The 18,487-nt window shown below is 63.7% G+C and carries 16 protein-coding genes; 3 read left to right on the top strand and 13 right to left on the bottom strand.

The genetic code is table 11. The features are described from left to right. Positions 1 to 175: 175 nt before the first annotated feature. From ACZK1G_RS19300 to ACZK1G_RS19285, 4 genes are read right to left on the bottom strand one after another with little or no spacing between them, the layout of a single operon-like run. Positions 176 to 1,390: an ABC transporter permease gene (locus tag ACZK1G_RS19300; protein WP_101766116.1), complete on the bottom strand. Its 1,215-nt coding sequence runs from the start codon at positions 1,388 to 1,390 to the stop codon at positions 176 to 178. Positions 1,391 to 1,411: 21 nt separating this feature from the next. After that, complete coding sequence (locus ACZK1G_RS19295; protein ID WP_049445932.1) at positions 1,412 to 2,713, bottom strand: ABC transporter permease; 1,302 nt, start codon at positions 2,711 to 2,713, stop codon at positions 1,412 to 1,414. Between the two features lie 10 nt (positions 2,714 to 2,723). Then, positions 2,724 to 3,446: an ABC transporter ATP-binding protein gene (locus ACZK1G_RS19290; RefSeq protein ID WP_005419487.1), complete on the bottom strand. Its 723-nt coding sequence runs from the start codon at positions 3,444 to 3,446 to the stop codon at positions 2,724 to 2,726. 35 nt (positions 3,447 to 3,481) lie between these two features. Continuing rightward, on the bottom strand, positions 3,482 to 4,759 hold the full coding sequence (locus ACZK1G_RS19285) for an efflux RND transporter periplasmic adaptor subunit (RefSeq protein WP_101766115.1): 1,278 nt from the start codon (positions 4,757 to 4,759) through the stop codon (positions 3,482 to 3,484). Positions 4,760 to 4,962: 203 nt separating this feature from the next. Between ACZK1G_RS19285 and glmS the strand changes: the two genes are divergently transcribed. Then, the gene (glmS, locus tag ACZK1G_RS19280; RefSeq protein ID WP_101766114.1) at positions 4,963 to 6,801 is read left to right on the top strand and encodes a glutamine--fructose-6-phosphate transaminase (isomerizing); all 1,839 of its coding nucleotides are present in this window, start codon (positions 4,963 to 4,965) and stop codon (positions 6,799 to 6,801) included. A 126-nt stretch (positions 6,802 to 6,927) separates the two neighbouring features. Here the strand turns inward: glmS and ACZK1G_RS19275 are convergent, their stop codons facing one another. From ACZK1G_RS19275 to ACZK1G_RS19245, 7 genes are all read right to left on the bottom strand, one after another. Next, positions 6,928 to 8,151, bottom strand: a complete 1,224-nt coding sequence (locus tag ACZK1G_RS19275) for an ABC transporter permease (RefSeq protein WP_049445938.1) — start codon at positions 8,149 to 8,151, stop codon at positions 6,928 to 6,930. 90 nt (positions 8,152 to 8,241) lie between these two features. Next, a complete protein-coding gene (locus ACZK1G_RS19270) occupies positions 8,242 to 9,552 on the bottom strand; it encodes an ABC transporter permease (RefSeq protein ID WP_101766113.1) in 1,311 nt (436 codons plus the stop codon). A gap of 71 nt (positions 9,553 to 9,623) precedes the next feature. Next, complete coding sequence (locus tag ACZK1G_RS19265) at positions 9,624 to 11,030, bottom strand: NADH-ubiquinone oxidoreductase-F iron-sulfur binding region domain-containing protein (protein WP_049445943.1); 1,407 nt, start codon at positions 11,028 to 11,030, stop codon at positions 9,624 to 9,626. A 125-nt stretch (positions 11,031 to 11,155) separates the two neighbouring features. After that, entirely contained in the window at positions 11,156 to 11,620 is a 465-nt protein-coding gene (locus tag ACZK1G_RS19260; protein WP_158298011.1) for a hypothetical protein, read from the bottom strand. Positions 11,621 to 11,702: 82 nt separating this feature from the next. Further along, a complete protein-coding gene (locus ACZK1G_RS19255) occupies positions 11,703 to 11,840 on the bottom strand; it encodes a hypothetical protein (RefSeq protein ID WP_157804500.1) in 138 nt (45 codons plus the stop codon). Positions 11,841 to 11,921: 81 nt separating this feature from the next. Continuing rightward, positions 11,922 to 13,325, bottom strand: a complete 1,404-nt coding sequence (locus ACZK1G_RS19250) for a PqqD family peptide modification chaperone (protein WP_158298010.1) — start codon at positions 13,323 to 13,325, stop codon at positions 11,922 to 11,924. A gap of 11 nt (positions 13,326 to 13,336) precedes the next feature. After that, a complete protein-coding gene (locus tag ACZK1G_RS19245; RefSeq protein WP_101766110.1) occupies positions 13,337 to 15,157 on the bottom strand; it encodes an ABC transporter ATP-binding protein in 1,821 nt (606 codons plus the stop codon). Positions 15,158 to 15,713: 556 nt separating this feature from the next. Here ACZK1G_RS19245 and ACZK1G_RS19240 point away from each other — a divergent pair. After that, positions 15,714 to 16,145, top strand: coding sequence for a CBS domain-containing protein (locus tag ACZK1G_RS19240; protein WP_049421412.1), 432 nt, complete (start codon positions 15,714 to 15,716; stop codon positions 16,143 to 16,145). Positions 16,146 to 16,211: 66 nt separating this feature from the next. On the opposite strand, the gene ACZK1G_RS19235 is transcribed toward ACZK1G_RS19240, so the two are convergent. Together ACZK1G_RS19235 and gloA are read right to left on the bottom strand one after the other, a co-directional pair. Further along, positions 16,212 to 16,640 carry a VOC family protein gene (locus tag ACZK1G_RS19235; RefSeq protein ID WP_101766109.1) on the bottom strand — a complete coding sequence of 143 codons (429 nt, stop codon included), beginning with the start codon at positions 16,638 to 16,640 and terminating at the stop codon, positions 16,212 to 16,214. A gap of 91 nt (positions 16,641 to 16,731) precedes the next feature. Further along, positions 16,732 to 17,247 (bottom strand): lactoylglutathione lyase, encoded by a 516-nt coding sequence (gloA, locus tag ACZK1G_RS19230; RefSeq protein WP_101766108.1) that lies wholly within the window; start codon positions 17,245 to 17,247, stop codon positions 16,732 to 16,734. 125 nt (positions 17,248 to 17,372) lie between these two features. Between gloA and ACZK1G_RS19225 the strand changes: the two genes are divergently transcribed. Further along, positions 17,373 to 18,485 (top strand): PLP-dependent cysteine synthase family protein, encoded by a 1,113-nt coding sequence (locus tag ACZK1G_RS19225; protein WP_049444934.1) that lies wholly within the window; start codon positions 17,373 to 17,375, stop codon positions 18,483 to 18,485. The last annotated feature ends 2 nt before the right edge of the window (positions 18,486 to 18,487 follow it).

Here is an 18,487-nt window from a genome sequence, read left to right as displayed (position 1 = left end):
GTTCTGCAGAAAGGGATGGGCGGCGCCGATGGAGCCGTGTTCGTGTCCATACGCCGGGAGAGCCCGGCGCCACCCACCAAGCATAGCCAAACCCGTGGCGGCGCAGGGGCCGCCCTCGGGGGGGGAGTCTTGTAAGCCGGGCCGGCAGCGCGGCCCGGCCGGGACGGGCGTGGCCTCAGCTGCCCCGCGTGGCGACAGCTGGCGGCACCGCGGCGGCGCGGCGGGCTGGGCCGAACACCGCAATCTGGCCCAGTGCCCACAGCAGCAGCGCGCCCAGCGGCAGGTACAGCAGCGGCATGCGCGGTAGCTCGTACATGTTCATCAACGCCAGGTTGATCGCATAGGCGGCGAGCATGCCCAGCACGATACCCAGCGTGGCCAGCAGGAAGTTCTCGGTCTGGAAGTAGCGCAGGATCTGCCCGCGGGTGGCACCGAGTGCGCGGCGGATGCCGATCTGCTTGCTGCGCTGCTGTACCCAGAAGCTGGCCAGGCCGATGATGCCCAGTGCCGTGACCACCAGCAGCGAGATGCACACGGTGATCAGCAGTCCGACCATGGCCCTGTCGTTCTTGAAGTAGTCATTGCGCTGCGCCTCATAGGTCAGCTTTTCACGCACCAGCCGGTTGGGGTCGTTGCGTTCAAGCGCGGCGATCGCACCCTTGAGCACTTCCTCGCGCCGTTCCGGAGCGGTGCGCAGGACGTACGGACCCTGGGTGAAGTCAGTCCGCACAGGCAGCACGATCGACAGCGTGGTGTTGTTGTTGTAATCGGTGGGGGTGGCCAATGAAGCGACGATGCCCACCACGTGCAGTGGCTGCTTGCCCATGTAGAACGTTTTCCCCAGCGCATTCTCACCGGGGTACAGCTTGTCGGCGAGCGTGCGACTGATGATCACCGAGGAGGCGGTGTTGGTTGAAGCGTTTTTCTGTGCGTCCTCGAAGTTGCTGTATTCACTGGACTGGAAGTCACGGCCGGCGGTCAGCTGCAGCCCGAGCGTGGGCAGTCCGCCTTCGCCAAACATGTACATGGTGACGAAGGCGGTCGGGCGTTCCTGCTCCTGCTTCAGCGAAACACTGGTATTGGAGGAGTTTGGGCGGAACGGAAGCTGGTTGACCTTGGCCGCAGCGGTCACCCCGGAAACTGCGCGCAGGGCGGACAGGTCTTCCTGGGTGCGGGCCTGGCCATTGGTCTGCTTGCCGATGCCGCTGACGCGGACGAACACCAGCTCGCTTTCGGCCAGGCCGCTGGTCTGGCTGATCCGTTCAACGCGCTGGGTGACCAGGAACAGGGCATTGCAGACGATGGCGCAGGTCAGGGCGACTTCCAGCACGATCAGGGCGGCGGCCGTCTTGTGACGGCGCAGGGTGCTGAGGATGGGGCGGATATCCATGGGAGGTCCTCGTACTCGTGCTTACTGCGACTTGAGCTGGATGGCCGGGGTAACCTGCATCGCGCGCCAGGCGGGCAGGAAACCGGCGGCGAGGCTGGCGCACAGGGTCAGGCCGATGGCCAGCAGAAGCATGCTGCCGTCCAGGTGGGCCAGGTTCGCGTAGTCCACGGGTTGCTGGCGTACCGCATACAGGCCGAGCAGGGCCAGGCCGATGCCGAGCACGCCGCCGGCAGCGCCGACCGCACCGGCTTCAACCAGGCATTGCAGGAAGATCTGCCCACGGCTGGCACCGAGGGCACGGCGCACGCCGATCTCGCCACTGCGACGCAGGAACTTCGCCAGCAGCAGGCCCACCGTGTTGACCAGGCAGACGCCGAGGAAGCCCAATGCCAGCCACATCTGCAGGCGCACGTCGCTGGGCACGGCGTTCTTGAACGTCAACCACTCCATCACCGGGCGCAGCCGCACGTTGGTGGGACGCTCGAAACGGCCCGCCGCGCGCTGCTGGTCCGAGTAGTTGACCAGGTAGCTGCGATAGTCCTCGACCTTGGCCGGGTCAAGTTCCACCCAATACTGGATCCAGCTGCAGGGTGCGCTGATCGAGTTGCTGCTGCCATCCGGATTCTCGCCGAAGCAGTTCATGTTGCCGTTGCTGCCGAACTCCAGGTCCATCGCAGTGGAGAACGGCACCAGCAGGTCTTCATCCTTGCCGTAGTTGCCGGTGGTCAGATCGAAGAAGTGGGGTTCGGGGTTCCACTTCTTCATCACGCCGATCACCCGCAGAGAGTGGCCACTCAGGCGGATCTCGCGACCCGTGCTGTCCGCACCCTGGAACAGCTTGTCGTTGATCGCTTTCGACAGCACCACCACGCGGCTGCGGCTGTCATCGTCGCTGCTGCTCCAGGCGCGCCCGTACTGCATCGGCACGTCGAACATCGGGAAGAAATCAGCCGACGTCCAGCGCGTATCCACCGAGAACGGCTTGAGCGTGCTGAGCTCCGGTTCCACCGTGCCGCCGCCCGCACTCATCATCGCCTGGCGGACGCCGCGCTTCTCGCGCAGCAGGGTCTCGGCATCGCGCCGGGTCATCTGTTCCTCAGGCTCCTCACCCGGGGTGTAGCCGCCACGCGGGCGCGGCTCGACCTGCACATAGAACAGCTGGTCGCTCTTGCCGGGAATCGGGTCGCCGGACAGGACGTGGAACACCGTCAGCGTGGTCATCGAGGCGCCGATGCCCAGCGCGATGGCGACCACCATCAGCGCGGTCAGGATCTTGTTGCGGCGGAAGCTGCGTACCGCCAATCGGGCGTAGTAGGCGAACATGGGAGTGACCTCACTCGTTGACGGCGACGATGTGGCGCGGCGTGGCCAGCACCGGCTCGCGCACCAGGTCGGTAACCTGGCCGTCGACGATGTGTACGTTGCGCTGCGCGCGCGCGGCCAGTTCCGGGTCGTGGGTGACCATCACGATGGTGGTGCCAGCGGCATTGATCTCCTCCAGCAGTTCCATCACGCCGCGCGCCATCTGCGTATCCAGGTTGCCGGTCGGTTCGTCGGCCAGCAGCAGGCGCGGGCTGCCGGCCAGCGCACGCGCGATCGCCGCACGCTGCTGCTGGCCGCCCGACAGTTCATTCGGATAGTGCTTCATGCGCGAGCCCAGGCCGACCTGGGTCAGCGCCTTCTCGATGCGTTCGCGGCGCTCGTTGGCGCTCATCTTCCGATAGCGCAGCGGCACGTCGACGTTGTCGAACAGGTTCAGGTCGGGGATCAGGTTGAAGCCCTGGAAGATGAAGCCGATCTTCTGGTTGCGCAGGCGGCTGCGGGCGTCATCGCCCAGCGTGCTCACGTCCTGGCCGTCAAGCATGTAGGTGCCGCTGGTGAAGGTTTCCAGCAGGCCGGCGATGTTGAGGAAGGTGGTCTTGCCGGAGCCGGACGGACCGGTGACGGCGACGAACTCGCCTTCCTTGACCTGCAGTTCCAGTGAGCGCAACGCGTGGGTTTCCACCTGTTCGGTGCGGAAGACCTTGGCGACCGAACGCATTTCGAGCATGTACATGGGGTGTCCTCTCTCCAGGATTCAGGTATCAGGTATCAGTTGACGGAGACGCGTTCGGCGTCCTTGAACAGGTCGCTGCCGGAGACCACGATGCGGTCGCCTGGCTGCACACCCGACTTGATTTCCACTTCGCCCAGGCTGCTGACGCCCAGTTCCACCGGACGTCGCACTGCGGTGCGTCCATCCATCACGTAGGCGATGCCGTTGCCCTGTTCGACGAACGGGCCGCGCTCGACCTTCAGCACGTCCTTGCGGGTATCGAGCAGCACGCGCACCGACATCCGCTGGCTCTGGCGCAGGCCCTCCGGCTGCTCACTGGCGAAGCGCACGCGGGCATTGACCTCGCCGTTGACCACTTCCGGCGACACCGCGCTGATCTCGCCCGGGAACGGCTTGCCGTTGCCGCCGGTCAGCTGCGCCGGCATGCCGATCGCCAGGTCACGGGCGAAGCTTTCCGGCACCTTGATCTCGACCTCGAACTTGGACAGGTCGACCACGCCCAGCACCGGCGCATTGGCGGCCAGGTTGGTGGACTGGATGGCCTGCACCTGGCCGACCTGGCCGTCGAAGGGGGCGCGCAGGGTCAGTGCATCGACCTGGCGCTGTACTTCAGCCACCACGGCCTTCTGGCGGTCGGCCAGCAGGCGCTTGTTGCGGGCATCCAGGTCCGCGCCCTGGCTCTGCAGTCGCGCATCGGTGGTGGCGTTGACCAGAGTGATGTCGGCCTTCTTCAGGGAGTCCTTGGCCTTGGCCAGGTCGATCTGCGGCACCGCACCGCCGTCGTAGCCGCGCTGGTAGCGCTGCAGGTCGCGGTCGGCGGCCTGCCGTTCGATCGTGGCCTGGTCGGTTTCCTTGCGCGACTTGGCCCGGGCCAGGGTGGCATCCAGCGCGGCACGGCTGGCCTCGGCTTCCAGGCCGGCCAGGGTGGCCTGTTCCTGGGCCAGCTTGCTGCGCAGTTCCGGGCTGTCGATGATCGCCAGTTCCTGGCCCTTCTTGACCACGTCACCGGCGACCACCTTCAGGTCCACGGTACCGGCCGAGATGGCGTACAGGATCGGGCTGTTGGCGGCGATCACCCGGCCGTCGGCGGCGATGTCACGGACCAGGTCGCCACGCTTCACTTCGGCGATGCGCACGCGGCTGCTGTCGAAGGAGCGGCTGGCGTTGGACCACGCGTGCACGGCCCAGCCGATGCCGGCCAGCAGCACGATGGCGCCCACTGCCGGCCAGCGGTAACGCTGCCAGTTGGCGCGGGTGGCGCCGGCCGGGGCGGAGGAAACGATCTGGTCCTGTGCGGAAGTGTCGCGGATCATCGGGTGCGTGCCTGACGGTGGTAGTTATTACCAAGCATGTAGCGTGCCAACTTTATTTCCTTTCAGGTCAATGGGTTGGGTGGGGCGCTCAAGTGTCCGGGTGTCCGCGGACACCTTTCCGGACACTTTCATTAAGCGGACAGGAGGGGGAAGCCGGACACGCGGGCTAGAATGCGCCGATCGTCTTCAAGGAAACGCGTGACATGTGTGGAATCGTGGGTGCAATCGCCGATCGCGACGTAGTGCCGGTGCTGATCGAGGGCCTGAAGCGGCTTGAGTACCGTGGTTACGACTCCTCGGGCATCGCGGTGATCGACCATGCCGAGCGCCCCGAAGTACGTCGCGTCCGTCGTACCGGCCGCGTATCGGAAATGGCGATGGCAGCCGAAGCCGAAGGCTTCAATGCGGTGCTGGGCATTGGCCATACCCGCTGGGCCACCCATGGGGGCGTCACCGAGGCCAACGCGCATCCGCACATCAGCCAGGGCGTTGCGCTGGTGCACAACGGCATCATCGAGAACCACGAAGAGCAGCGCGAGAAGCTGCGTGCGATGGGCTACACCTTCGAGTCGCAGACCGATACCGAAGTCATCGCGCACCTGATCCACCATCACCTGAAGGGCGGCGACGACCTGCTGGTGGCGCTGCAGCACACGGTGAAGGAGCTGACCGGCGCCTACGCGCTGGCCGTGGTCAGCCGCGCCGAGCCGGAGCGCTTCGTCTGCGCGCGCATGGGCTGCCCGCTGCTGATCGGCCTGGGCGAGGGCGAGAACTTCGTCGCTTCCGACGTCTCGGCGGTGATCTCGGCCACCCGCAAGGTGATCTTCCTGGAAGAGGGCGACACCGCCGAGATCCGTCGCGATGGCGTGCGCATCTTCGACGAGCATGACCAGCCGATCGAGCGCGACGTGCATCTGTCCGATGTGTCGCTGGCTTCGCTGGAGCTGGGTCCGTACCGCCACTTCATGCAGAAGGAAATCCACGAGCAGCCGCGCGCGCTGGGCGATACCATCGAGGCGGCGATCGACGCCGGTGGCTTCCCGGCCGAACTGTTCGGCAAGAACGCCGAAGCGGTGCTGTCGGGCATCGAGGGCGTGCAGATCATTGCCTGTGGTACCAGCTATTACTCCGGTCTGACCGCGCGCTACTGGATCGAAGCCATCGCCGGCCTGCCGTGCAGTGTGGAAATCGCCAGTGAGTACCGCTACCGCGCCGCGTATGCCAACCCGAAGCACCTGATCGTCACCATTTCCCAGTCCGGCGAAACGCTGGATACGATGGAAGCGTTGAAGTACGCCAAGTCGCTTGGCCACAAGCACACGCTGTCGATCTGCAACGTGCCGGAAAGCGCGATTCCGCGCGCCAGCGAGCTGGTCTGCTACACCCGTGCCGGCGCCGAGATCGGCGTGGCGTCGACCAAGGCCTTCACCACCCAGCTGGCCGCACTGTTCCAGCTGACCGTGGTGCTGGGCAAGCTGCATGGCCGCATCGACGCGACGCAGGAAGCGGACTACCTGGAGCAGCTGCGCTTCCTGCCGGGCAGCGTGCAGCACGCACTGAACATGGAACCGCAGATCGCCGCCTGGGCCGAGCGTTTCGCGCGCAAGAGCAGCGCGCTGTTCCTCGGTCGTGGCCTGCATTACCCGATCGCGCTGGAAGGCTCGCTCAAGCTCAAGGAGATCTCCTACATCCACGCCGAGGCCTACCCGGCGGGTGAGCTGAAGCACGGCCCGCTGGCGCTGGTGGACGAGGACATGCCGGTGGTGGTGATCGCCCCCAACGACAGCCTGCTGGAGAAGGTGAAGTCGAACATGCAGGAAGTGCGCGCCCGTGGTGGCGAGCTGTTCGTGTTTGCCGACCAGGACAGCAACTTCAACGAGTCCGAAGGCGTGCACGTGATCCGCACGCCGCGCCATGCCGGCGTGCTCAGCCCGATCGTGCACACCATTCCGGTGCAGCTGCTGGCCTACCACACCGCGCTGGCGCGCGGCACCGACGTGGACAAGCCGCGTAACCTGGCCAAGAGCGTGACGGTGGAGTAAGACGCCACGCGGGCATCGGCAACTGCGCAGGCTTCCAGGAGCCTGCGCAGGTACAGGGTGGAAGCCGGCCACGGTGATCAATGAAGGCACGGTGCGGGCGACAGCGTCTTCACTGCTTGTTGCGCCTCAGAAGCCGCCAGTGGCAACGGCGGGTGCTACCGAGGATGCGCGTCGCGCGGGCGACCATACCGCCAGCTGGCCGATAAGCAGCAGCAGCGCCGCGCCGACGGGAAGATAGAGCGCGGGCAGGCGATCCAGCTCGTAGTGGCTCATCAGCACCTGGTTGATTCCGTAGGCGCCAATCATGCCCAGCGCGATGCCGATGCTCACCAACAGGAAATTTTCCAGCTGGAAGTAGCGCAGGATCTGTCTGCGGGTTGCACCGAGCGCGCGCCGGATGCCGATGCTGCGGGTCCGTTGCGAGACCCAGAAACTGGCGATTCCAAACAGCCCCAGCGCGGTGATCGCCAACAGCCCCATCATGAGTATGGCCAGCAGCCACGCCATGTCACGATCCTTCTGGTAGTACTGCCGCATCACGTCGGTGAAGGCGGCGTGCTCCATGATGACGCGACGGTTGCTGCTGCGTTCGAGCGCTGCGATCGCGGCCTTCTCGACCGCCTCACGCTGTGACGGATCGGTCCGGAGCGCGAACCGGCCCATCGTCAGATCCTTCATCGGTAGCAACAGCGAGAAGCCGGCGTTCTCGATGCCGCCATTGTCGTTTGGCCGGATCAGGCGTTCGACCACGCCGACAATGCGGTGTGGAGAATTGTCAGGGTTCCACGCGTAGATTTCCTTGCCAATGGCACTCTGCCCCGGAAACAGCCTCTCCGCCACGTCCCGGGTGATGATGGCCGATGGCACCCGCAGCGCCGGGCCACCGCTATTGAACTGTTCCCAGTCGACGTATTCGGAGGGAGAGAAATCCCGTCCTTCCACCAGCGTGAGTCCAAGGGTATCGAGCAGATCCTTGCCCAGGTACATGGCGACGTTGAGGCTGGGGCCGCGCTGGTTTCGATCCAGCCGAACCGATCCATTCCAGGCGGAATTGTCGAACGGAACATGATTCAGGCTGGTGGCGGCCTTGACGCCGGCGATCGAGCGCAACTCCGCCAGATCCTGCCGCACCTGCGCTCCGGGGTTCTCACTCTCGCCAATACCCGCGACGTTGATCCTCACGACCTGGTCGTCGGCCAAGCCGGTCGCCCGCTCCATGCGCTCCAACCGCTGGCTGATCATGAAGGTCGCATTGGAGACGATCGCACAGCTGAGCGCGATCTCGAGAATGATCAGAACCGCTTGGATCTTGTTGCGTTTGAGACTGGAGAGGATGGGGCCGATACTCATGGAATCTCCGGAACAGAAGGGTGCGACGTTACGGCTGGATGCAGCAGGCGGTTCATGGTGCAGGCGCGGGCACGCACCGCCGCGGTTCTCCTATTGCAGCTTTGCCTGCACCGAAGGACTTACCTGCATTGCTCGCCATGCGGGAAAAATGCCTGCGGCCAGACTGGCAGAAACCGAAAGTACGAACGTTGCAAGCAGCATCGACATGCCCATGTGCACTTCCGATGCATAGCTGTGGGACTGATGGCGAACCGCCCACAGGCCGATGTTGGCGAGCAGCAGCCCGACGCCACCGCCAACCAGACCGATGGTCCCGGCCTCGACCAGGAATTGCCGGAATATGTCCCGACGAGAAGCGCCCAGTGCACGGCGGACGCCGATTTCAGGCGCGCGTCGCATGAACATCGCCATCAGCAGGCCCACCGTGTTGAGCAGGCATACGAGCAGGAAGCCCAGGGCCACCCAGAGCTGCAGCCGCACATCGGCAGGCACCGCACCGCGCTGGTCCAGCCAGTCCATGACGTTGTGCAACCTGACGTTGCTGGGGCGCTGGAATCGCCCGGCCGCCCGTTGTTGCTCGGAGTAGCTCTGCAGGTACCTTTGATAGGCCTGTGCGCGCTCAACGGTCGGAAGCTCGACCCAGTACTGGAGCCAGGAACATGGCGCATTGAGGGCCTGCGCGCCTTCTGGATCCGCGCTGACGTCGCCCCAGCAGTTCATGCTGCCCTGGATGCCCAGTTTCAGCGAAAGCGCGGTCCAGAACGGCACGAAGACCTGTTCCACGTCGCTGAAGCGATCGTTGGTCATGTCGTAGAACTTCGGCATCGGCCGCCATTGGTCAAGAACGCCGATGATCTGGAACCGGCGACCGGCAACCAGAAGGCTCTTGCCGGTGCTGTCGGAACCGCTGAACAGTTTTTCGTTCAGCGCCTTCGAGATGACCGCAACCTGCGCCCGGCCCTGGTCTTCGGTGGCGCTCCAGCCCCCGCCATATCGGAAGGGTGCCTCGAACATGGGGAAGAAGTCTGCCGAGGTGTACCGTGCGTCGACAATGAATGGCCGGATATGGGATGCCTCCGGTTCAACGGCCACACTGCCGCCAACCATCACCGCCTGGCGGTCAGCCTTGCGATCGCGGAGTAGGGCTTCTGCATCGAACCGGGTCAATTGTTCGGCCGGCTCCCCATCAGCGGCCTGATCGCTCTTTGGGCGAGGATCGAGCTGTGGATAGAACAGGCGCTCGCTTTTGGCGGGAATGGGGTTTCCCGACAGGGCGGAGAAGACCGTCAGCGCCGTCATTGAGCCGCCGATACCCACTCCGATGGCCGCAATCATCAACATCGTCAGGCCCTTGTTACGCTTGAAGCTGCGTAGGGCCAGATTCACATAGTAGGCAAGCACACATCGTCTCCAAGTGTCGCACCTGGGCCTGACCATGCAGCCAGGCCCGTCCGTTGGGTCGCTTCCAAGAGTCAGCTTGCCGGCATCGTCGAGAGCATCGCATCTTGGTCCATTGCCGGTGCTGCGCGTTCCCTTTCAAACTCGTCGGTGAATCCATCCAGCAGGCTCTGCAGCATGCGCGAGGACTCCGTTGGGTGATGGCAATCACCCCGGGTGGAGTACCAGGTGCAGATCAGTCGGATCTTCTCCAGCCCGATCCCTGAATCGGTATAGCTGATGCTTGCACGTTTGGGCGGTGCGGCGTTGACCAGTAGCATCGGGATCTTCCGGGAGCTGGTGGGTTCCACCGAAAGTTGCCAGTCGGTCGCGCTCTCATCAACCCGATCAAGGTTGTCCAGCATGTGATAGGCGCGCCGCGTTCCATCCTTGCAGGGAGCACACTTGCCGCAGGAGTTCTGGTGATAGAACCTGGCGAGGTCGCGTGCGACACCCACCATCGAGGTTCTATCGGACAGTACGATGATGACCCCGCTGCCCAGGCTGCCGCCGATGCCGGCCAGGCTGTCATAGTCCAGTTGCAGGTCCGCGTGTTCCGCTCCGACCGCGGTTCCACTCGTGCCGCCAACAAGTGCTGCCTTCAGGGACCCGTTCCCGGAGATGCCACCGGCGTGTTCATGGATGAGGGAGCCGAGCGCAGTGCCCAGCGGAAGCTCATATAGTCCCGGGCGGGCCACATCCCCGACAACACTGAAGATGGTGGTTCCACTGGCGTACCGGCTGCCGACTGCACGGAACTGCTCGGGACCGAGCCGGATGGCCAGCAGGGCCTGCAGAACGGTCTCGAGATTGTTCACTACCGTGGGTTGCTTCTGGAAACCGCTGCGGGTCGGCATCGCTGGCTTGCCACGTGGACGGCCTGGTCGGCCCTCAAGCAGTTCCAGCAGTGCGGTTTCTTCCCCCGCCAGATAGCCACTTTCAGACCGCTCGATTCGGATGTCACAGGCTGCAGGGTCCAGGAGCTTCTGCATGCGCGCCTCCTGCACAGCAGCCTCCAGTAGTTGCTGCTCATGCTCAAGCGACTGCCCGAGGTGGATGAAGGCGACCTGCGCGCCCACGATACTTGCTGCAAGTGCAACAGCCTCGATGACGGCGTGCGGATTCAGCCTGATCAGTGCGGATTCCTTGCCGCCGCCCAGTTGGCCGGTATTGGCATTGCAGACGAAGAAGCGCGCTGCTGCGCTGTTGTCACGGACCTGCTTCCACTTCACTGCGGTGGGAAAGCCACCGCCCGCCCGTCCGCGCAGGCCGGACGCAGCCAGGCGTGCCAATGCATCTGCAGCGCCCCCTCGCATTGCCTGGGCCAGGGTATCGTAGCCGCCGACGCTGAGGTAGCCGGCGAGGCCCCCGCGGCCGCTTCCACGCAGTTCGCCCAGCAGCGGTCCTTCGACGATGATGTCCTGCGTCGAGTGACTGCTCATGCTTTCAAGTGCATTCGATCCCATGGAATCCGTCCTGTCTGATGATGAACTTCTCTGATGCAGGCATGAGCAGATGTGCGGCGGAGAGAGTTCCTCATGTTCCGCTGCGTCAACGGCTGCCTCCGCTACTTGCGTGCAACCTCTCGCATGGGCCAGTCGTACGGCATGCCGGGGTTGTCGCCATAGGCGACTACGGCACGCTTTCCACGCAGGGCGAACGTCCTGTCCACGCTGACCCACGCCACGCTTTCCCCGGAAGTCAGCAGGGGGGACTGGCTGGTCAGGACAAAAGCCTCACCGTCGGCATTGAATCGAAGCGTCTGGTTCTCAATACGCCCGTGCGCCTGGGCCCCGGGGAACGTACTGGTCGAAAGCGTGATCAGGCCGAACTGCGGGACATAGACAAAGAGGTACCCGATCTCGGTTCTGGAGATGGAAAAATGGCTGGCGATCGCGGCGTTGCCACGATAGAGCGTGCCATCGGTGATCGAGAATCCGGCCGAGGGCGTGAATGTTGAATGGGGCGCTGCCGAGGCACTCATGGCTGCCACGGCAAAGACGATTCCCATCAGGTGAACATGGCGTTTCATGCGATGTCCCTAGTGGAATTTTCTGGTGCGTTGTCAGGATCCCCCCTTGAGCATTGGCTCAAGGGGGGATTTTCAGCCGGCTTTACAGCTGCTGCATCGAGTCATCGCCGCTGCCGCTGCCACCACCCGCACCGCCGCCGCTGCATGCACAGCCGCAACCACATGCGCCTGCAGCTGCCTGCAGGTCCTGCGTACCGGTAAACACCTGAGGATTGAACATGCTGTTTTCTCCTTCGTTGTGTACAACCATGAGCCGTGCACATGCACGGCCCGCCTTTAACCGCAACACGGGCTCACGGCACTACGCACAGACACCTTCCGTGGCGTGAAGCGGCAACTCGCAGTTTGCCCACATGCGGTCGACGGCAAGCTTCTCGAGATGCCTGCAGTAGAGTTCGTTGTGCTTTTCGAACTCACCATAGACATTGAAGGCGGTAGACCTGCACCCGCCGTTGCAGAAGTACTTGACGTCGCAATGCCTGCAGACATCCAGATTGTCGACAACCGCCGTCCTGACGCGACGCATGACGGGCGATGTGTCATAGATCTCCTTGATATCCAGTTCCCTGACGTTTCCGCAGATGAACTGGTCGAAATGCATCGTCTGGCACGGGTATACGAATCCCGCCGGATCAACACTGAACTCACCTTCGCCCACGCCACAGTGGTTGCGCGGCACGACGGGGGATGGGGGCGCGGTCTTCACCGGTTGCGGCGTACGGCCTCGCAGATAGTCCCGGGTACGGTTCTGGGCGAGTCCCCATTCGGCCAGGGTGGGGATCTGCTGGATGCTCAGCTCCTGGTGATCGCCGGCCTGGAACAGGATCGGAGCGAGGCCGTCAACACCGAGATCATCGAGCGCGAACTCGTAGATCTCCTTCATGAACCCGATGTTCTTGTCAGTCAGCGCGGGCACCAGCGAGATGCGTGGGCCGGGCTTGCCGCGCCGCTTGCGAACCTCAACCAGCTTGCGGATGCCGCGGATCGTTGGTGCGAACGTGTTGCGTCCCCGGTAGCGCTCATGCATGTGCCGTTCATGCCCATCCAGGCTGATGGTCACCATGTTGACGAACTCGCAGAGCTTCTCGGCGACCGCATCCTTGATCAGGATGCCATTGGTCAGCACCTCGATCTTGAGCGTGCTGCTCAGGGATCGGGCGTGCTCGAACAGTTCCAGCGCGTCTGGTCTCATCAGTGGCTCGCCACCGGTGAAGACCAGGTGCTTGACGCCGTTCTCGACCAGTCGGGTTATCAGCGCCTTGCTCTCGTCGGTGGTCAGGATCGAAGCGATCCTGCCCTGCTTCTCCATCTTGATCTTGTACTCCCGATCACTCTTGTTGTAGCAGTACGGGCACTTGAGGTTGCAGTTGTTGGTGAGGTGCATGTACACCGTGTGTGCGAAGGCACGAGGACCAAAGGTCGGGCGTTCGCCTTCGTCGTACTCGTCGTGGTGCAGGAAGCCGACGCTGGAAAGATCGTCAACGAACTGATGCACTGCCGTGCGCGCAATGTCCTCGGTCATGCCGAAGCGCTCGACGATTTCGCTGACGATGTCCTCGGTGGTCCGGTACAGCTGCAACCGGGTCAGGATGAAGTGGCCGGAATCGTTCACCCGCACCCATTTGAAGTTGTGCGGGTCGAAGTAGAGGTACCAGCCATCCCGATTCCACATGCGGACGCGGGGGGGGAGCATCACCATGTTCATTGTCGATCCTCTCAGGTCGTTTCCATTCCGATGGGGTCTTTCCCGTGGACGTGCTGCGACTGGAACTGTTGCAGGAACAAGCGAGCGTATGCCCCCTGCGAGGCGATGAGTTCTTCGTGGGTCCCCTCTTCGACCAGCACGCCCTTCTCGATGAGGACGATCCTGTCGGCCAGCATCAGGGTCGACAGGCGGTGGGCGATGATGATGGTTGTCCTGCCCCGGCATAGCGACTGCAGGCTTCGCTGGATGGCTTCCTCCGACTGCGAATCCAGCGCCGATACCGCCTCATCGAGGATGAGGATCCGGGGGTCACGCAGGAACATGCGGGCGAGTGCGATCCGCTGGCACTCGCCGCCCGACAGGGTGAGCCCACGCTCACCTACGCATGTCTCGTAACCTTGAGGGAGGCTGCTGATGAAGTGGTGGGCATTGGCATTGCGGGCAGCGGCGACCACTTCTTCCTGCGTTGCCATCGGCCGTCCGAGGCGGATGTTGTCCAGGATGCTTCCGGTGAACAGGAACGCTTGCTGCTCGACAATACCGATGGCCGCCCGGAGATCTGGAAGCGCGACACTGCGGATGTCGGATCCATCGATCAGTATCTGTCCTGCCTGGATCTCATTGAGTCTTGGCAGCAGGCGGACCAGCGAGCTTTTCCCCGCGCCCGAATGGCCGACCAGGGCGATCGTTTCGCGCCCAGCGATGGTCAGGCTGAAATCCTGGAATACCTTGGATTCGGGTTTGTAGGCGAAGTCGATGGCGCGGAATTCGACCCGTCCCTGGGAGAGCCTGAAGGTCTCTCCATGAGCGTGCTCGGGTTCTTCGTCGAGGAATTCATAGATCCGCTGCACCGCAGAGGCCGCCTGCTGGATGCCGATGTTGGCGGCAACCAACGCGTTGACCGGGGCATACAGGAAGTTCATCAGCGAAAGAATGCCGACGACCTGGCCGAGCGACATCTCACCCTGTGTTACCAGGTGCAGTCCGTACCACAGCACGAAAGCTGTGCTGAGCGAGGTGACCAGGCTGGTGCCGATGCCGCTGACGACGCCGAACCAGTTGGTCCGCACGTAGACGCCTTTGAGTGTTTCCAGTCGCTGCGTCATCAGTTCGGCCTGGCTGTTCTCCTGGCCGAGCGATTTGATGGTGGCCACACCGGCCAGGCGCTCGCTGATCGCTGCGGATGTGGCCGCCTGTTGTTCCTGCATGTCCGCGCTGAGCGAGCGCATGCGCTGGTTGGTGAAAAGACGAATGCAGCCGAATGGGATGATGGTGAGCAGCAGCACCGCGCCCATTCGGGGCTGCAGGTAAAGGATGATCGCGGCGCCGACGACGAAGGTCAGGGCATTGACCGCGATGGTCACGAAGTTCCTGACCAGCGCGCCTTCGACGGCGCGCGCATCGTTCATGAGGCGGGACTGCAGGTAGGTCGAGTGCTTGTTGGTGAAGAACTTGAGCGGGAGTGACTGCAGGTGCCGGAACAGCGTCGATTGCGCGTCGACGATGATCGACTCCTTCAGCGTCAGCGTTACGCTTTCATTGATGTAGGAGAACGCGTGGCGAAGCAGGATGAGCGCAACCAGTGCCATTCCCAGCTGGTTGACGATGCTGAAAGCGCGCTTTTCGACAACGACATCGATGATGTGCATCGTCAGCAGCGGAACGGGCAACTGGAGCAGCACCGACAGGACCATCAGGCTGGCCGCCAGCGTTACGGATGCCTTCCGGTGCCCGATGAAATCCCGCCAGAAGCGCCTGAGCAAAACCGACAGCGCGCTTTGCGAAGCGCGGGGGGCTACATCGGCGTTATGCCGGTTCTTGTCCAATTCCATATGTATGGCTCATGAACATCCTGTTATGAGCGTTAAGTACCTGTGCCATGTAAGGCTGTCAAGGCAGGGTGCGCAATTCTTTTCCTTGTGGATGCGCGAGGAGCGCTGCGGCGCGAGAGCCGATCTGCCCGGATCGGTTGCCGTGCCTCCCTTTCACGCCCATCAGGCTGGGCGCTCACGGCGGAAGTGGTACGCGGTCGGATGATTTTGTCCGGCCTGTCGGCGGGGAGCACGGGATCTTGAGTGCGCAGATCTCGACGCATTCAGCGTCGGTTTCAACCACGGTGCCATTCTCTGGATCGTCAGTAGGTTCCCACGACGAACTGTCCTATCGATGCCGGTAGTGACCGATGGTCGCAGTCGTAGAATCGATTTGACCGAGGTCCGGGTTGAGCGGTTGAGCCCACCTCGTTCGCGTTGCAGCACGTCGTCTGCCGATCCATTCCAAGCGGCAGAGGGGTGCGCCAGACGTGCGCTGAAAGGTCTGTTCCCGGGGAGGGGGCGTATCGGAAGAGCACACTTTTTTGACTTCAGTGACCTGCACCAGGAAACAAGAATGAACGTCCGCGAACTCCTGCAATCCAAGAAAGAAGCTGTCATCACCATCGACGCCGAAGACACCATCGGTGCCGCCGCCCACAAGATGAGCGCGAACAAGATCGCTGCGCTGGTGGTGATGAAGGACGATGCCCCGGTGGGCATCATTTCCGAAAAGGACATCGTGCGTACCCTGGCCGACGACGGCCCGCAGGCCGGCCGTCGGGTGATTTCCAGCCTGCCGTCCACCGGCCTGGAAGGCATTGCGCCGGAAGCGACCCTGAAGCAGGCCATGTCGTTGATGACGTACTCGCGGCGCCGTCATCTGATGGTCACTGAAGGCGCCCGCCTGGTCGGCATCCTCAGCCTGGGCGATATCGTGAAGAACCTGTTGGGCGAGCTGGAACTGGAAAAGGCCGTGCTTCAGGACATCTACATGGCCGCCCACTGAGGCTGCGGCACTGGAAGCAGAGAAGCCGGGCATTGCCCGGCTTCTTCGTTCACGGCATCGGTGAAATCAGAAAGTGACCTTCACCGAGTCGGCGCTGTAGTTCGCCGGGCCGTGGTAGACCACTTCGATGTTGTTGCCATCCGGATCGAGCACGAAGGCACCGTAGTAGCCCGGATGGTAGGGGCGTTCGCCTGGCGCGCCATTGTCGGTGCCGCCGGCAGCGATTGCGGCGGCATGGAAGGCATCGACGGTGGCGCTGTCGCGCGCCTGGAAGGCCAGGTGGTGGCGGCCGGTCAGCTGGCCGGCGGCGGCCTCGCTGCTGGCGCTGGAAATGAACAGCTCGTCGGCCCAGAAGTAATCATCGCCTTCGCCGGCGATCGGGATGCCGATCGTATCGAACACCGCCTGGTAGAAGCGGCGGCTGGCGGCGAGGTCGCGTACGACCAGCTGGATGTGGTCGATCAGGCGGCCGCGGTGCAGTTCCATCGTTTCCATACGAACCTCGCAAAAAAGGGGACGGAGGGGATTAAGTCGCTTCCGGCCCAATAGTGCCAGAAACGACTTAATCCCCTCCGTCCCCTTTTTGTCAGTTGGCGATGATCTCGACCCAGTAGCCGTCCGGGTCCTTGATGAAGGCCAGGTTCTTCATGCGGCCGTCGGTCAGGCGCTTCTGGAAGGTCACGCCGAGGTCTTCGAAGCGCTGGCAGGCGGCTTCGATGTCCGGCACCGACACGCAGATGTGGCCGAAGCCGCGCGGGTCGCTGTTGCCGTCGTGGTAGACCGCGCCGTCCTGGCTCTCGGTACCGTGGTTGTGGGTCAGTTCCAGCACGCCCGGCAGGCCGGCCATCCACGCGCGGCGCTGGGCATCGTCTTCCGGTACCACCGCGCCGGCCGGCACGTAGGCCAGGAAGTACAGGCTGAACTGGGCGTCCGGGAAGTCGCGCTTGTCGATCAGCTGGTAGCCGAGCACGCGGGTGTAGAAGTCCAGCGAGGCGGTGATGTCCTTCACCCGCAGCATGGTGTGGTTGAACACGAAGCCGCTGGTTTCGGCCGGGGCCTGGGCGGCGACGCCGGGGATATCGCGCAGGGCGGGAATGGTCATGGGGGAGGTCCTTCAGACGGGGCCGTTGCCGGCCGGATGGCTTCATTCTACCGGCCCGCACCTGACGGCACCGCGACGTACAATGGGCGGATCGCACCGTTCCGTCCTGATAACGATTGCCCGCCATGTCGCAGCGTGAATGGGTGGCCGCCGCCATCCGCAAGATCGAAGCCGATTTCAACCGTTCCGCCGATACCCACCTAATCCCGCTGGCGCTGCCCGGGTTCGAGGGCATCGATCTGTACCTGAAGGACGAGTCGAGCCATCCCACCGGCAGCCTCAAGCACCGGCTGGCGCGCTCGCTGTTCCTGTATGCGTTGACCAACGGCTGGTTGCGCGAGGGGCGGCCGGTGATCGAGGCCTCCAGTGGATCGACCGCCGTCTCTGAAGCCTATTTCGCGCGCCTGCTGGGCCTGCCGTTCATTGCGGTGATCCCGGCGACCACCTCGCCGGAAAAGATCGCCGCGATCGAGTTCCACGGGGGCCGCTGCCACCTGGTCGAGCGTGCCTGCGACCTCAACTGTGATTCGGAAAAGCTGGCCCGCGAAACCGGCGGCCACTTCATGGACCAGTTCACCTATGCCGAGCGCGCTACCGACTGGCGCGCCAACAACAACATTGCCGAATCCATCTTCAAGCAGATGGCCGAGGAGCCCAGCCCGGTTCCGGAGTGGATCGTGTGCAGCCCCGGCACCGGCGGTACCGCCGCCACGCTGGGGCGTTATGTCAGCTATCGCCGGCATGACACCCGCATCCTGTGCGCGGACCCGGAAGTGTCGGTGTTCTTCGACGGCTACAAGGCTGCCGTGGCCGGTGAACAGGACTGGCGCGGACTGACCTGCAGCGGTGGCTCGCGCGTGGAAGGCATCGGCCGGCCACGGGTGGAGCCGAGTTTCATCCCGACCAGCGTCGATGCGATGGTGAAGGTGCCCGACGCGCTGAGCCTGGCCGCGATGCGCCATGTCAGCCGCCAGCTCGGACGCCGTGTCGGTGGCTCCACTGGCACCAATTTCATCGGCGTGCTGCAGGCGGCGCAATGGATGCGCGAGGCGGGCCACCAGGGCAGCATCGTCAGCATCCTGTGCGACAGCGGCGAGCGCTACGCGCAAAGCTATTACGATCCGTCGTGGTACGCGCGGCAGGGCATCGATGTCGACGGCGCCGATGCACAGTTGGCCGCAGCGGTGGCCGGGCAGGGGTTGCCGGAACTGCCGTGGTGCAGCCTGGAAGCGTTGTAGCG

The sequence above is a fragment of the Stenotrophomonas sp. 109824_Sma genome (genome assembly GCF_056480025.1).
The sequence above is the reverse complement of the archived record's forward strand: the minus strand, read 5'-3'. Positions and strand labels throughout refer to the sequence as shown.

What these genes read in the sequence shown, in the direction of transcription:
- ACZK1G_RS19300 (WP_101766116.1), bottom strand. Translation starts at nt 1,390, where the DNA reads ATGGATATCCGCCCCATCCTCAGCACCCTGCGCCGTCACAAGACGGCC.
- ACZK1G_RS19295 (WP_049445932.1), bottom strand. Translation starts at nt 2,713, where the DNA reads ATGTTCGCCTACTACGCCCGATTGGCGGTACGCAGCTTCCGCCGCAAC.
- ACZK1G_RS19290 (WP_005419487.1), bottom strand. Translation starts at nt 3,446, where the DNA reads ATGTACATGCTCGAAATGCGTTCGGTCGCCAAGGTCTTCCGCACCGAA.
- ACZK1G_RS19285 (WP_101766115.1), bottom strand. Translation starts at nt 4,759, where the DNA reads ATGATCCGCGACACTTCCGCACAGGACCAGATCGTTTCCTCCGCCCCG.
- glmS (WP_101766114.1), top strand. Translation starts at nt 4,963, where the DNA reads ATGTGTGGAATCGTGGGTGCAATCGCCGATCGCGACGTAGTGCCGGTG.
- ACZK1G_RS19275 (WP_049445938.1), bottom strand. Translation starts at nt 8,151, where the DNA reads ATGAGTATCGGCCCCATCCTCTCCAGTCTCAAACGCAACAAGATCCAA.
- ACZK1G_RS19265 (WP_049445943.1), bottom strand. Translation starts at nt 11,030, where the DNA reads ATGAGCAGTCACTCGACGCAGGACATCATCGTCGAAGGACCGCTGCTG.
- ACZK1G_RS19260 (WP_158298011.1), bottom strand. Translation starts at nt 11,620, where the DNA reads ATGAAACGCCATGTTCACCTGATGGGAATCGTCTTTGCCGTGGCAGCC.
- ACZK1G_RS19255 (WP_157804500.1), bottom strand. Translation starts at nt 11,840, where the DNA reads ATGTTCAATCCTCAGGTGTTTACCGGTACGCAGGACCTGCAGGCAGCT.
- ACZK1G_RS19250 (WP_158298010.1), bottom strand. Translation starts at nt 13,325, where the DNA reads ATGAACATGGTGATGCTCCCCCCCCGCGTCCGCATGTGGAATCGGGAT.
- ACZK1G_RS19245 (WP_101766110.1), bottom strand. Translation starts at nt 15,157, where the DNA reads ATGGAATTGGACAAGAACCGGCATAACGCCGATGTAGCCCCCCGCGCT.
- ACZK1G_RS19240 (WP_049421412.1), top strand. Translation starts at nt 15,714, where the DNA reads ATGAACGTCCGCGAACTCCTGCAATCCAAGAAAGAAGCTGTCATCACC.
- ACZK1G_RS19235 (WP_101766109.1), bottom strand. Translation starts at nt 16,640, where the DNA reads ATGGAAACGATGGAACTGCACCGCGGCCGCCTGATCGACCACATCCAG.
- gloA (WP_101766108.1), bottom strand. Translation starts at nt 17,247, where the DNA reads ATGACCATTCCCGCCCTGCGCGATATCCCCGGCGTCGCCGCCCAGGCC.
- ACZK1G_RS19225 (WP_049444934.1), top strand. Translation starts at nt 17,373, where the DNA reads ATGTCGCAGCGTGAATGGGTGGCCGCCGCCATCCGCAAGATCGAAGCC.